This window comes from Streptomyces asiaticus (genome assembly GCF_018138715.1).
GTDB lineage: Bacteria > Actinomycetota > Actinomycetes > Streptomycetales > Streptomycetaceae > Streptomyces > Streptomyces asiaticus.
This window is the reverse complement of sequence record NZ_JAGSHX010000006.1, coordinates 4,493,418-4,506,966: the sequence shown is the minus strand read 5'-3', so window position 1 is coordinate 4,506,966 and position 13,549 is coordinate 4,493,418. Positions and strand designations below refer to the sequence as shown.

General features: G+C 72.0%; 9 protein-coding genes, 2 tRNA genes and 1 pseudogene. 7 read left to right on the top strand and 5 right to left on the bottom strand.

What is annotated here, in order from left to right; genetic code table 11:
* Positions 1-6 precede the first annotated feature (6 nt).
* From KHP12_RS26405 to KHP12_RS26385, 5 genes are all read left to right on the top strand, one after another.
* Positions 7-477: a MaoC family dehydratase gene (locus KHP12_RS26405; RefSeq protein ID WP_245010127.1), complete on the top strand. Its 471-nt coding sequence runs from the start codon at positions 7-9 to the stop codon at positions 475-477.
* Complete coding sequence (locus tag KHP12_RS26400; protein WP_086879596.1) at positions 474-1,640, top strand: lipid-transfer protein; 1,167 nt, start codon at positions 474-476, stop codon at positions 1,638-1,640. Before KHP12_RS26405 ends, KHP12_RS26400 begins: the two co-directional genes overlap by 4 nt.
* A 53-nt stretch (positions 1,641-1,693) precedes the next feature.
* Complete coding sequence (locus KHP12_RS26395; protein WP_210609520.1) at positions 1,694-2,545, top strand: DUF1906 domain-containing protein; 852 nt, start codon at positions 1,694-1,696, stop codon at positions 2,543-2,545.
* 248 nt (positions 2,546-2,793) lie between these two features.
* Complete coding sequence (locus tag KHP12_RS26390; protein ID WP_037957571.1) at positions 2,794-3,324, top strand: SigE family RNA polymerase sigma factor; 531 nt, start codon at positions 2,794-2,796, stop codon at positions 3,322-3,324.
* Between the two features lie 210 nt (positions 3,325-3,534).
* Positions 3,535-5,190: a long-chain fatty acid--CoA ligase gene (locus KHP12_RS26385; RefSeq protein WP_086885861.1), complete on the top strand. Its 1,656-nt coding sequence runs from the start codon at positions 3,535-3,537 to the stop codon at positions 5,188-5,190.
* Positions 5,191-5,422: 232 nt separating this feature from the next.
* Here the strand turns inward: KHP12_RS26385 and KHP12_RS26380 are convergent, their stop codons facing one another.
* Positions 5,423-10,018, bottom strand: coding sequence for a hybrid sensor histidine kinase/response regulator (locus KHP12_RS26380; protein ID WP_211833841.1), 4,596 nt, complete (start codon positions 10,016-10,018; stop codon positions 5,423-5,425).
* A gap of 213 nt (positions 10,019-10,231) precedes the next feature.
* Complete coding sequence (locus KHP12_RS26375; RefSeq protein WP_086883788.1) at positions 10,232-10,681, bottom strand: SSI family serine proteinase inhibitor; 450 nt, start codon at positions 10,679-10,681, stop codon at positions 10,232-10,234.
* A 288-nt stretch (positions 10,682-10,969) separates the two neighbouring features.
* Between KHP12_RS26375 and KHP12_RS26370 the strand changes: the two genes are divergently transcribed.
* Both KHP12_RS26370 and KHP12_RS26365 read left to right on the top strand, forming a co-directional pair.
* Positions 10,970-11,060, top strand: a tRNA-Ser gene (locus KHP12_RS26370).
* A gap of 327 nt (positions 11,061-11,387) precedes the next feature.
* A tRNA-Arg gene (locus KHP12_RS26365) sits at positions 11,388-11,460 on the top strand.
* A gap of 91 nt (positions 11,461-11,551) precedes the next feature.
* Here KHP12_RS26365 and KHP12_RS26360 read toward each other — a convergent pair.
* The 3 genes and pseudogenes from KHP12_RS26360 to KHP12_RS26350 all read right to left on the bottom strand — a co-directional run.
* The gene (locus KHP12_RS26360; protein WP_086883789.1) at positions 11,552-12,826 is read right to left on the bottom strand and encodes a site-specific integrase; all 1,275 of its coding nucleotides are present in this window, start codon (positions 12,824-12,826) and stop codon (positions 11,552-11,554) included.
* Positions 12,826-13,014: a helix-turn-helix domain-containing protein gene (locus tag KHP12_RS26355; RefSeq protein ID WP_372455229.1), complete on the bottom strand. Its 189-nt coding sequence runs from the start codon at positions 13,012-13,014 to the stop codon at positions 12,826-12,828. Before KHP12_RS26355 ends, KHP12_RS26360 begins: the two co-directional genes overlap by 1 nt.
* A pseudogene (locus KHP12_RS26350) lies at positions 13,005-13,526 on the bottom strand (replication initiator); the annotation flags it as partial. The gene KHP12_RS26355 and the pseudogene KHP12_RS26350, both read right to left, overlap by 10 nt.
* Positions 13,527-13,549: the final 23 nt, after the last annotated feature.

The window sequence follows — 13,549 nt, the reverse complement described above, 5'->3', positions numbered from 1 at the left end:
GGTCGTATGACGGTGCGTACGGGCGATGAGCTGCCCCCACTGCGCATCCCGATCACCCGGACCCTGATCGTCGCCGGTGCCCTCGCGTCCCGGGACTACCAGGATGTGCACCACGACGCCGAGGCGGCCAAGGAGAAGGGCTCCCCGGACATCTTCATGAACATCCTCACCACCAATGGGCTGGTCGGCCGGTACATCACCGATCACTTCGGGCCGCGGGCCCGGCTCCGTAAGGTCGCGATCCGGCTCGGGGCGCCCAACTACCCGGGTGATGAGATGGTGCTGACCGGCCAGGTCACCTCGGTCGCGGAGGGTATGGCGGAGGTCGCCGTCATCGGTAAGAACGGCATCGGCCACCATGTGACCGGCACGGTCACGGTGCGGCTCCCCAGCGACGCCCCAAAGACCGCCACCGCCCCAAAGACCACCACCGCCCTCACCCCCAGCACCCCCACCACCCCGGACACCCCCCGATGAGCGCCCGCAAGCCGGACACCCTGGGCGGCCGGGCCGCCATCGTCGGCATCGGCGCCACCGAGTTCTCCAAGGACTCGGGCCGCAGCGAGCTGAAGCTGGCCGTCGAGGCCGTCCAGGCGGCCTTGGACGACGCCGGCCTCGCCCCGGCCGACGTGGACGGGCTGGTCACCTTCACCATGGACACCAGCCCCGAGATCACCGTGGCGCAGGCGTGCGGCATCGGCGATCTCACCTTCTTCTCGCGCGTCCACTACGGCGGCGGCGCTGCCTGCGCCACCGTGCAGCAGGCCGCGCTCGCCGTCGCGACCGGCGTCGCCGAGGTCGTCGTCTGCTACCGCGCGTTCAACGAGCGCTCCGGGCGCCGCTTCGGCTCCGGCGTACAGCACCGCGAGCCGTCCGCCGAGGGAGCCGCGCTCGGCTGGTCGCTGCCGTTCGGGCTGCTGACCCCGGCATCGTGGGTCGCCATGGCCGCCCAGCGCTATCTGTACGCCTATGGGCTGACGCCGGAGGTTTTCGGCCATGTGGCCGTCACCGACCGCCGCCACGCGGCCACCAATCCGGCCGCGTACTTCCACGGCAAGCCGATCAGCCTCGCCGAGCACGCCGCCTCCCGCTGGATCGTCGAGCCGCTGCGGCTGCTCGACTGCTGTCAGGAGACGGACGGCGGCCAGGCGATCGTGGTGACCGGCGTGGAGCGGGCGCGTGACCTGCCGCGACCGCCCGCCGTGATCACGGCCGCGGCGCAGGGCGCGGGCCGCGGCCAGGAGCAGATGACGAGCTTCTACCGCGACGATCTGACCGGCCTCCCCGAGATGGGGGTGGTCGCCGGTCAGCTGTGGCGCGGCAGCGGGCTGACCCCGGCCGACATCGACGTGGCCATCCTCTACGACCACTTCACGCCGTTCGTGCTGATGCAGTTGGAGGAGTTCGGCTTCTGCGGGCGCGGCGAGGCGGCCGGATTCGTCGCCGAGGACGCGCTGCCGCTCAATACCCACGGCGGTCAGCTCGGTGAGGCGTATCTGCACGGGATGAACGGGATCGCCGAGGCCGTCCGCCAGATCCGCGGCAGCTCCGTCAACCAGGTGCCGGGCGCCGCCCGCACCCTGGTCACCGCGGGCACCGGGGTACCGACATCCGGGCTTCTCCTCGGCGCAGACGGCTGACTCGCGCGCGTGTCGACGGTATCGGGCCGCCGAGGTCCACTTTCACTCGTCATATGACCCGAAGTAAGCAGAACAGATGGCAGCTCACGGGCTGGGCCACCGGTCTGGCCGCGGCCCTGGCCACCGCGATCGCCGGTGCCACCCCCGCCGCCTCGGCGGAGGTCCTGCCCGACCCCCGCCCCCTGGGCGCCAAGGTCTTCAAGGGCTGGGCCTTCGACACCTGCCACGCGCCGTCCCTCGCCACCCTGCGCGCGTGGAACAGCTCCCGCTACCGCGCCGTCGGCGTCTACTACGCGGGCCGCGGCCGGGCCTGCGCCAGCCAGCCCAACCTCACCGTCTCCTGGATGCGCGGCGTCAAGAGCATGAAGTGGCAGGTGCTGCCCATCTTCGTCGGATCCCAGTCGCCTTGTGTCCGCAACACCAACAAGAAGCACGTGCCCATCGGCAGCAAGCCGTTCTCCCAGGGGCAGGCGGAGGGCAAGGACGCGGTGGCGCGCGCCAAGGCGCTCTCCCTGAAGAAGCGCAGCGCGCTCTACCTCGACATGGAGGCGTACGACCTGAAGCGGACGAGCTGCGCGGCCAAGACCCTCTCCTTCATCCGCGGCTGGAACCGCGAGGTCCGCTCGCGCGGCTTCTTCCCCGGCTTCTACAGCAGCGCCGAGTCCGGGGTGCGCCATGTGGAGCAGGCCCGCCGGGCCGGGGTCCACGACCTGCCCTCCGTGATGTGGTTCGCGCGCTGGAACGGGAAGCCGTCGCTGTACGGGGAGTCGACGCTGGCCAAGAGCGCGTGGAATCCGCACCGCCGCATCCACCAGTACCGGGGCAACGTCGATGTGACGCACGGCGGCCGGAAGCTGCGCATCGACCGCAACAAGGTGGACGCACCGGTCGCGATCATCAAGTGAGCACCCGTGGAGCCGTCCTCGGGAAGAACTTCGGCGGGCCCTCGGGAAGAACGTGGGGTCGCCCTCACGAAGAGCGCGGGGCCGCCTGGGGAAGAACTCGGGGTCGCCCTCGGGAAGAACCCTGACCCTCCGACCGCCCCCTCCCCCCGCAGGAGGTGGTGCTGGCACCACCCGTACAACCTGAGGCTGACTGCCCTTCGGCACTTATGGCCGATCCGCTCCGACCTGCTCGCTCCTAGCGTTGAGCCATGACCACGACCGTGTGCACAGGCGTCTCCGCCGCCGCGTTCCCGTCGTTCACCTCGTACGTACGGGCGCGGGGGCCCGTGCTGCTGCGCACCGCCCGCTCGCTGACCTCCAACGCGTGCGACGCGGAGGATCTGCTACAGACCGCGCTCACCAAGACGTACCTGGCGTGGGAGCGCATCGAGGACCACAACGCGCTGGACGGCTATGTGCGGCGCGCCCTGGTCAACACCCGGACCTCGCAGTGGCGCAAGCGCAAGATCGACGAATTCGTCTGCGAGGAGCTGCCCGAGCCCGAGGCGGTGCCCGCGCCGGACCCCGCCGAACGGCAGGTGCTCCGGGACGCGCTGTGGCGGGCCGTACTGCGGCTGCCGGACCGTCAGCGGGCGATGGTCGTCCTCAGGTACTACGAGGACCTGAGCGAGGCGCAGACGGCGGAGGTGCTCGGGGTGTCCGTCGGCACCGTCAAGAGCGCGGTCTCGCGCGCCCTCGGCAAGCTCCGGGAAGACCCGGAACTCGGTCACGCGGCCTGATCGCCTGATCGACGCGATGGCGGCCGACGGGGGCTGACCGGCGAAACGGCGGGGAAACGACCGCGGAAACAGCAGGGGAAACGGCAGGCGAAACAGCAGGGGAGACGGCAGGGGGACCGACGGGTCCGGGGGTAGTGACATACCAGATGGTCGGTTGCAGAATCGGCGGAACCTCTTACCCGCGCGTAACCGGAACCCCTGGAGGCCCCGGTGCTCAGCACGATGCAGGACGTACCGCTGACCGTGACCCGCATCCTCGTACACGGGACCCTCGTGCACGGCCGCACGGCCCATGTGACCACCTGGACCGGGGAGGGCGAGCCCCAGCGACGCAGCTTCCACGAGGTGGGGGTGCGGTCGACCCAGTTGGCGAACGCGCTGCGCGATGAGCTCGGGGTCGAGCCGGGGCAGGCCGTGGCCACCTTGATGTGGAACAACTGCGAGCACCTGGAGGCGTATCTCGCGGTCCCCTCCATGGGCGCCGTGCTGCACACCCTCAACCTCCGGCTGCCCGCCGATCAGCTCGGCTGGATCGTGAACCACGCCGCCGACCGCGTGATCATCGTCAACGGCTCCGTACTGCCGCTGCTCGCCCCGCTCCTCCCCACCCTCACCACCGTGAAGCACATCGTGGTCGCGGGCCCCGGTGACCGTTCCGTCCTGGACGGCTGCGCCGCCCGGGTGCATGAGTACGAGGAGCTGATCGAGGGGCGGCCGCAGCGTTACGCCTGGCCGGAGATCGACGAGCGCCAGGCAGCGGCCCTCTGCTACACCTCGGGTACGACCGGGCACCCCAAGGGCGTGGCCTACAGCCACCGCTCCATCTATCTGCACTCGATGCAGGTCAACACCGCCGAGTCGTTCGGGATGTCCGGGGGCGACATCCTGCTGCCGGTGGTGCCCATGTTCCACGCCAACGCGTGGGGCACCCCGCACGCCGCCTTCATGGCGGGTGCCTCGATGCTCATGCCCGACCGCTTCCTCCAGCCCGAGCCGCTCGCCGAGATGATCGAACGCGAGCGTCCCACCATCGCCGCCGCCGTCCCCACCGTCTGGCAGGGGCTGCTCGCCGAGCTCGACGCGAGGCCTCGGGAGGTGAGTTGTCTGCGGAACGTCTTCATCGGCGGCGCGGCCTGTCCGCCCTCCCTGATGAAGGCGTACGGGGAGCGCCACGGCATCCACGTCGTCCACGCCTGGGGCATGACGGAGACCTCTCCGCTCGGCTCCGTGGCCCATCCGCCGGGCGGCCTCCCGGCGGACGAAGCCTGGCCGTACCGGCTGACGCAGGGCCGCTTCCCGTCCTCCGTCGAGTGCCGCTTGATCTCGGCGGACGGCGAACTCGTGCCGTGGGACGGGAAGACGCCGGGTGAGCTGGAGGTACGCGGTCCGTGGATCGCGGGCGCGTACTACGGAGGGGCGGACGGCGAGCCGTTCCGCCCCGAGGACAAGTTCACCGAGGACGGCTGGCTGAAGACCGGTGACGTCGGCACCATCAGCCCCGACTGCTATCTGACGCTGACGGACCGGGCCAAGGACGTCATCAAGTCCGGCGGTGAGTGGATCTCCTCGGTCGAGCTGGAGAACCAGCTGATGGGCCACCCGGAGGTCGCCGAGGCGGCGGTGGTGGCCGTGCCGGACGAGAAGTGGGGCGAGCGGCCGCTGGCCACGGTGGTCCTGACGGAGGGCGCCACGGTCGGCTACGAGGGTCTGCGGGCCTTCCTCGCCGAACGGGTCGCGCGCTGGCAGCTGCCGGAGCACTGGGCGGTGATCCCGGCGGTGCCGAAGACGAGCGTGGGGAAGTTCGACAAGAAGGTCATCCGAAAGCAGTACGCGGACGGGGACCTGGATGTGACCACCCTGGGCTGAGGAACGCCTGGTTCCGGGGGCGCGTCGGAAACGTGGCCACCGCTCGGAAACATGGCCACCGTAAGGGAGCCCTGTGGGCACCGCGGCCACCGTAAGGAGGCGGATGTCTCCTTACGGCGGCCGTACGCAACCGGTGCGCCGCCGCGGGCGTCAGACGTGACCGGTGCGCGGGCGTCAGACGTAACCGGTGCGGGCCCCGGGCGTCAGACGTGACCGGCGGGGGCCGCGGGCGTCAGTTGGTGCCGATCTTGGCCAGCAGGTCCACGATCCGAGACTGCACCTCCGCGCTCGTCGAGCGCTCCGCGAGGAACAGCACCGTCTCGCCCGCGGCCAGCCGGGACAGATTCGCCGGGTCGATGTCCGCGGAGGTGTAGACGACCAGCGGGGTGCGGTTGAGCAGCCCGTTGCCGCGCAGCCAGTCGACGATCCCGGCCCGCCGGCGGCGTACCTGCATCAGGTCCATCACCACCAGGTTCGGCCGCATCTGGGCCGCGAGCGAGACCGCGTCCGCGTCCGTCGCCGCGCGGGCGACCTGCATCCCGCGCCGCTCGAGCGTCGCCGTCAGCGCCATCGCGATCGGCTCGTGCTCCTCGATCAGCAGCACGCGCGACGGATGCTGCTCGCTGTCGCGCGGCGCGAGCGCCTTGAGCAGGACGGCCGGGTCGGCGCCGTACGCCGCCTCGCGCGTCGCCTGGCCGAGCCCGGCGGTCACCAGCACCGGCACTTCGGCGGCGACCGCCGCCGTACGCAGCGACTGGAGCGCGGTCCGGGTGATCGGCCCGGTCAGCGGGTCGACGAACAGCGCCGCCGGGTACGCGGCGATCTGCGCGTCCACCTCCTCACGGGAGTTCACGATCACCGGACGGTAGCCGCGGTCGCTCAGCGCCTGCTGGGTGGACATGTCCGGCGCGGGCCACACCAGGAGGCGGCGCGGGTTGTCCAGCGGCTCCGGCGGCAGCTCGTCGTCGGGCGGCGGGGTGCGGTCGTCGACGATCTCGACGGCGCCGTTGGGCCCGTCCAGCGGCTCCGGCCCCTCGGCGCCCTCGTCCGGCGCGCCGATGGCGAACGTGCGGCCGGAGCCCTGCGACGCGCCCACCGCACGCTGCGGCTGCGCCCCCGGCCCGGGCTGGGGGCGGGGCTGGGCGCCGGTCTGCGGTCCGGGGTGCGGCTGCGGTCCGGTGTGGGGCTGCTGGCCGCCGTGCGCGGGCTGGCCGGTGCGGGGCTGCGGTCCGGTGTGCGGATGCGCCCGGTTGCCGGCCGGCTGAAGTTCGGCCGAGCCGCCCTGGTCCGTCATCTCGGGCCGGGCGGCCAGCTTGCGCCGCCTGCCGCCCCCCGTGCTGGTGCCTCCGGAGGGAGTCTGCGGCTGACCCTGCGGCGGGCGGCCCTGCGGCTGGCCTTGTGCGGGCCGACCCTGGGGCTGCTCCCCCACCTGCTGGGCGAACGGCACCCCTTGGCCCAGGGTGCGCACGCTGAACGCGCGCCCCTGGGTGGTGTCGGCGTTCGGCGGGGCCTCGGCGGGCAGCGGCTGCGGACGGGGCTGCGCGGGCGCGTCGGGCCACTGCGCGGGGGGCTGCGCCGGCTGCGGGGCGGGTGGGCGCCCGCTGGTCTCCGCGGGCTGCGGCCGGCCTGGGGCTTGTGCCTGGGCCTGGGGCCCTTCCGGCTGTTCCTCGGCGAGCGGCCGTCGGGCGCGGCGCCGTCCGGTGGGCGGGACCTCCTGCGGTTGGCCGCCGCTGGTGTCCTGGCCCCAGTTGGGCTGCTGGTCCTCGGGGGTGCGGGCGGCGGGCAGCGCGGGCATGCCCGGCGCTGCGGGCTGGGGGCCTTGGCCCTGCGGCTGGGGCTGAGACCGGCGCGGGTCCTGGCCCTGGCCCTGAGCGGGGTCGGACGGCCAGCCACCGGGGCGCGCCGCGCCGTTGGGCGGTACGGGCTCGCCTCGTACGGCCAGGCCCCCGCCCTGCTGCGGCTGGGGCGCGCCGCCCCGCGCCTCGCGGGGGCCGTGCTGCGCGGGGACGAGCCCGGCCGGGCCGAGCTCGGGCGGCAGCGCGCCGGGCTGTGCCCGGTCGGCGGCGGCCGGAGGCAGCGCGAAGGGGGAGCGGACGAGTCCGGGATCCCCCGCGGGCTGCGGCCGGCCAGGGGCTTGTGCCGGGGCCTGGGGCCCCTCCGGCTGTTCCTCGGCGAGCGGCCGCCGGGCGCGGCGCCGTCCGGTGGGCGGGACCTCTTGCGGTTGGCCGCCGCTGGTGTCCTGGCCCCAGTTGGGCTGCTGGTCCTCGGGGGCGCGTGCGGCGGGCAGCGCGGGCATGCCCGACGCGGCGGGCTGGGCTGGCTGCTGGGGGGTGTCGGAAGAGGCCGCGGGCAGGGCGAGGGCAGGTCGGCCCCCCGCACCCTGCGCGGGGGCGGGGGCACCGGCGGTCTGAGGGCCGCCCGCCTCCTGCGCCGGGGCGCCGCGCCGGGCCCGGCGGCCCTGGGGCTGCTGCTGGGCGGGGATGCCCTGAGGCGGCACAACGCCCATGGCGGCGGGGCCCGTCGGCTGCGGACCGGCCGCTTCCGGTGCGCCGCCGCGCGCGTGGCGATGGCTGCCGGCCGCGGCTCCCTCGGCGTTCTGGCCGGGGTTCGCGGCCGCGGCCGCCGCCGGGTCCTCGTCGGGGTGGGGGCGCGCCCTGCGCCGCCCGGTGGGCCGTGGCGGGTTCGCGGACTCGGCCGCGTTCTGCTGCTGGGCCGCGGCACTCTCGCCGACGACCGCGGGCAGTGCGGCGGGCGCGGGCGCACCCGGCGCACCCTGCGGAGCGACGGCGCGCGGGCCGGCCGTATGGGGATCGGCCGTACGCGGGTCGGCCTTACGGAGGTTGGGCGGAGGCGTACCGCCCTGAGTGCCGTTGCCGTGCGTGCCGTTCCCCTGCGTACCGCCGCCGACGGTGTCGCCGGGCGTGTCGCCGGGGGCCGCTCCGTGCCGGGCGCGGCGTCCGGTCGGGGTCTGGCCGGAGGCGTTGCCGCCCGCCGTTCCCGTACCGGCACCCGTACCCGCGCCGGTACCCGTACCCGCGCCGGTACCCGTACCCGCGCCGGTACCCGTACCCGCGCCGGTACCCGTACCCGCGCCGGTTCCCGTACCGGCACCCGTGCCCGAGGTGCCCTGTCCCTGCGTACCGTCGCCCGGTCCGGCGGCGTCGGCGTCCATGCCCTCCTGCTCGGCGGCGGCCGCCGCCGAGATCGGCACCTCCAGGACGTACGCGTGCCCGCCCATGCCCGGCATCTCATGGGTCTGGAGCACGCCCCCGTGCAGGCGCACGATCCCGCGCACGATCGGCTCGTGCACCGGGTCGCCGCCCGCGTACGGCCCGCGGACCTCGATCCGTACGACATCGCCGCGCTGAGCCGCCGCGACCACGATCGTCGAGTCGCTCGCCGTGACGCCCGAGGCGGCGTTGCCGGTGGAGTCGACCCCGGCCACGTCCGCGATCAGATGGGCGAGTGCCTGGGCGAGCCGCTCCGCGTCCACCTCGGCGTCGATCGGCGGGGCGTGCACGGCGAACTGCGCGCGCCCCGGGCCGATCAGCTCGACCGCGCCCTCGACAGCGGCCGATACGACCTCGTCCATCGAGACCGTACGGCGGACCAGCTCGTCGCCGCTCGAGTCGAGCCGCTGATAGCTCAGGACGTTGTCGACGAGCGTGGTCATCCGGGTGTAGCCGGCGGCGAGGTGGTGCAGGATCTGGTTGGCCTCGGGCCACAGCTGCCCGGCCGGGTCGTCGGCGAGCACGCCGAGCTCACTGCGCAGTTGCAGCAGCGGGCCGCGCAGGGACTGGTCCAGCACGGCGAGCAGCTGGCCGTTCCGGGCCGTGACGGACTCCAGCTGTGCCGCGTACCGCGCGCGCTCCTCGGCGAGCTGCGCCCGCAGCTCCTCCAGGGCCTTGGTGTGCTGGGTGGTGAGCCCCTCCAGCTCCTCGGCGTGCTGGGTGGTGAGGCTCTCGACCTTCTCCGTATGCCGGGTGGTGAGGCTCTCGACCTCCTCGGCGTGCTTGGCCGCCATGGCCTTCTCGGCCCGCCGGTCGGTGAAGGTCAGCACGGCGCCGACCAGTTGCTCGCCGTCGCGGACGGGCGCGGTGGTCAGATCGACCGGGACCTGGCTGCCGTCCTTCGCCCACAGCACCTGGCCGCGCACCCGGTGCTTGCGGCCGGAGCGCAGGGTGTCGGCGAGGGGCGATTCCTCGTACGGGAAGGGGGAACCGTCCGGGCGCGAGTGGTGTACAAGAGAGTGAAGCTCCTGACCGCCCATGTCGCTGGCCCGGTAGCCGAGGATCTGCGCGGCGGACGGGTTGACGAGGACCACCTTGCCCTCGGTGTCCACGCCGACCACGCCCTCCGCCGCCGCGCGCAGGATCATCTCGGTCTGGCGCTGCTGACGGGCGAGTTCGGCCTCGGTGTCGAGCGTCCCGGTCAGGTCGCGCACGATGAGCATCAGCAGCTCATCGCCGGTGTAGCTGTACTGATCGGCGTACGGAGTCCGCCCGTCCTCCAGATTCGCGCTGGTCACCTCGACGGGGAACTGCGCCCCGTCGGTGCGCCGGGCCATCATCCGGGTCGGCTTGCTGCCGTCCCCCTGCGACACGTCGGGGCGCCGCATCGAACCGGGAATGCGATTGGGATCGAAGGAGGGAAGCAGATCGAGCAGACCACGGCCGACCAGGGCGGTGCCCGGAGCCTCGAAGGACTCCAGCGCGTGGTGGTTGGCGTTGACGATCGTGCCGTTGCAGTTGACCAGCAACAGCGCGTCCGGGAGGGCGTCGAGTATCGCCGCGAGGCGAGCAGCGCCTCGGGATGGCCTGCTGCTCACGACGACGCTTCCTCCCTGACTACCGCACCTTGCTGACACCCGCGGTCATTCTGCCGTCCCATCTGCGGAGTGTCTCTAGAGGAGTCTACGGGCACCAGCGCCGGACGCGACGGCGGATGAGAGGGAGGTCGCAGTGCGACGTACGCGTCTCGACGCACGCCCGGACAAACTTCACCGGGCTCTTCTCCTCTCACTCCCGGCCTAATCCCCAGGTCAGCTCCCAGGCGTGCGCAAAACGACGGAGAACCGATTCCATCGGGCGATTTCACACCCGTTGGTGCGGTTGAACCAGGCGTTGACGGGACGCCCCGCCCAGTGCCCCGTCACCCGAGCCGTGGCCGGCCCGCCGTACTGCCCGGTGCACATCGCGTCCGGCGACACCGGCGCGAACGGATCCCGGCCCCATACGGTCTGCGCGTCCAGCTGCCTGCACGCGGCCCGCGCCCGGGGGTGCGTACCGCCGGTCGGGTGGCAGTTCAGTACAAACGTCGCGGCGTCGTCGGCCTCACCCGTCTCACTCACGGTGATCACAAGTCGGTCGGCGCTCTCCCCGTCGAACGGCAGGGGCAGCGGCAGCGGCGTGGCCGCGGCGGGGGCCAGCGCGCCCGCGGCGGCGGCGGTCGTCAGCGCGGCGGTGACGGCGAGGCGGTGCAGCAGGGCCATGGGGCACTCCCGGTGTGATCAGTCGGGGGCGCGCTGCCCCCGCCCCGTCTAACGCGCCGCCGCCGCGCGCGTTGCTCCGCCGTAAGGGGCTGTGCTCGCCGTAAGGGCTCCCCTCGGCCATAAGGAGTGCGCTCCGCCGTACGGGCCGCGCTTCCCCTCACCCCCTATGAGGGCTTTGCGATGGGCCCCGCCCGCCGAGTACCGTAGTCCGCGATTGGTGACATCCCACTGGGCTGTGACATCATCTGCACACGCCACCTCGCGCTCGCGCGAGCGACCCGGCGTGTTGGAGGCTTCGCCTAGTCTGGTCTATGGCGCCGCACTGCTAATGCGGTTTGGGCCTTAAAGCCCATCGAGGGTTCAAATCCCTCAGCCTCCGCTCTCCGACAGGGGGCCCGCGCCTTGAGCGCGGGCCCCCTGTGTCGTTCCCGGGCCCGCCGTGAATGATCACGCAACCCCATCGTGAGCGAGCGTCACGCAAGGTGACTTTCTCGCGACTTTCCGTGGCAATCACCCTCGCTCCTCAAGCGCCTCGCGACGCGAAGGCGGACTCCAGGAGGCCTCGCGAGAGCAACCCCGCAAGCCCCCGAAAATGGAGTTTTCGCAGGTCAGTGGGGGTGAGGGAAACGGATTTCGCCTGACGGCGCAGGTCATGTAATGTTGTCCCCGCAAAGCCGACCGGCAAGAAAAACCGCCGGGAAGCCAAGCGCTCGTAGCTTAACGGATAGAGCACTTGACTACGGATCAAGAGGTTGCAGGTTCGAATCCTGCCGAGCGCGCACCAGCCCAGAGGCCCCTTCCAGTGATGGAAGGGGCCTCTTGCGTTGGCCGTTGACGGTGGTCGTTGACGGCAACCGCCGCGCGCCTCGATCAGACGGCGACCAGTGCACCACCCGCGCCGTCGTCATCGTCCGGGCCGTCGCCGTCACGCAGGGCATCACCGACGCGGTCGAAGGCGGAGCGCTGCGAGTCCAGCCGGACGAAGGTGTAGATGTCCATCGTCACGCGGATCGAGCTGTGCCCGAGGACTTCCATGATCATTCGGGCATCGGCTCCCTGCTCGTGGAGCAGGGACGCGCAGGTATGCCGCAGGTCATGGAAGCGGACGTGTCGGACGCCTGCCTTGTCACACAGGAGGGTGAAGGCGCGGTTCAGGTTGCGCGGCTCGATCGGTGTCCCGTTCTTCGTGGTGAAGACAAGATCGCTGCCGTTGCCCTTCCAGGTGTCTCCTGCTGCGAGCCGGTCCCCGCGCTGCTGGGCACGGCGCGCCCGGAGCGCCGTCACGCACTCGGCGGGCAGCGCCACCCGCCGGGCCGACCTCTGAGTCTTCGGGGCGGCGATCAGCAGTTCACCGCCAACGCGTTGGAGCGTCTGCCGGATGGTGACCGTCCCGTCGGCCAGATCCACGTCCTTCCACCGGAGACCCAGGACCTCACCGCGCCGCAGACCGATCCGTACGGCCAACTCGTACACCGCCCAGAGCCGGTTACCTCGCGCCGCCGTCAGGAGCTGACGCCCTTCCTTCACGGTCAGCGGCTCTATCTCGCGCTTCGTGCCCATGCCCACCTCGACGTTCTTGGCCACGTTGCGCGGTAGCTCGTCCTCGCGCACCGCGTGCTCCAGCGCGGCCCGCAGCAGCACGAGGAGGAACCGCACGGTCCGATCGGACGGGTACGACTTACAGCACTTGGCCAGCGCACAACAGCGGCGTTTCCGTTCCGGGCGTGCCTTGTCCTTCCCCTGAGCGCAGCACTGGCACGTACGCGCCGTCGCGGCGAGGAAAGCCCGGATGTCCCGTGCAGTGAGCCGCGTCAGCTTCTTCTTCACGAGGCCCGGAGCGAGGTAGTTCCGCACGAGGGAGTCATAAGCGGCGTACGTGGCCGGACGGACCTTGATGCGTGCGACGTTGGCCAGCCAGTACGTCAGGAAGTCGCCCAGGCTCTGTTTGCTCGTGGCGACGGGAAGTCCGTTGTTGGAGTCGGCCTTGAGCCTGGTCAGCTTGTCGTGGGCGTCATCCCAGGTCTTCCCGTAGACACTGCGCCGCTTGTGCGTGCCGTCGGCCGTCAGGACGTACGCGATGCCCTCCCAACGCCCATCCTTGCGCTGGTAGATGCTTCCCCCGCCGTTCGCGTTCTTCTTGCCCATCAGGCGGCCTCTCGTTCGGTCTGGCGTGCGATGTAGTCGTGCAGTGCGGTTTCGGTGATGCGTCGGCAGCGGCCGATGGTCAGAGAGGCCAGCTCGCGGGAACGGATGAGGTTGTAGACCGTCCAGCGGCTCACCTGGAGGCGCGTGGCGACCTGGTCCACGTTGAGCAGCCCCGGAATCACAGCCACGGGTCCCCTTCTGTCTTGCGGCGGTCGGCGTGGTCGCGTGCTTGGGCGATGTCGTGGCGTACCTGGGCGGCGAGGAGTTCTTCGCCGGGGCTGTAGCCGGAGGCCAGGTATTGCCAGTGCGAGACGACGAGGGTGGTGTCCTCGGGCAGCTCGGGCCGGTCGTCTGTGGTGCGTGCTTGTTCGGTGCGCCAGGTGCGGCGGATGTCGCGGAGTGCGCCGAGGGTGGTGGAGTAGCGGCGGGATTTGCTGGAGAAGTGGCCTCGGAAGCCGAGCATGTGGGCCCACTTCCAGAGCTTGAGTTCGGCGAACTCGGGCAGGTGGCCGAGGTTCCAGGCGGTGCGGATCATCTGGCGGACGTGGCTGTGCACGGGCAGGTCCGCGATGGGTTCGGACTGGCCGGTGCCCTCGCACTCGCCGCACAGGTCCCGGAAGCCGTCGGGGCCGCGCTGGTAACCGCGTCCGGTGCAGTGGGAGCAGCGCAGCGAGCGGTCCACTGTGCCGGAGTCCTCAGCGCGTCAAGGGTCTGGGTGTGTTA

Coding starts and splice junctions, on each gene's coding strand:
- KHP12_RS26395 (WP_210609520.1), top strand. CDS start 1,694: ATGACCCGAAGTAAGCAGAACAGATGGCAGCTCACGGGCTGGGCCACC.
- KHP12_RS26390 (WP_037957571.1), top strand. CDS start 2,794: ATGACCACGACCGTGTGCACAGGCGTCTCCGCCGCCGCGTTCCCGTCG.
- KHP12_RS26360 (WP_086883789.1), bottom strand. CDS start 12,826: ATGGGCAAGAAGAACGCGAACGGCGGGGGAAGCATCTACCAGCGCAAG.
- KHP12_RS26405 (WP_245010127.1), top strand. CDS start 7: ATGACGGTGCGTACGGGCGATGAGCTGCCCCCACTGCGCATCCCGATC.
- KHP12_RS26375 (WP_086883788.1), bottom strand. CDS start 10,681: ATGGCCCTGCTGCACCGCCTCGCCGTCACCGCCGCGCTGACGACCGCC.
- KHP12_RS26400 (WP_086879596.1), top strand. CDS start 474: ATGAGCGCCCGCAAGCCGGACACCCTGGGCGGCCGGGCCGCCATCGTC.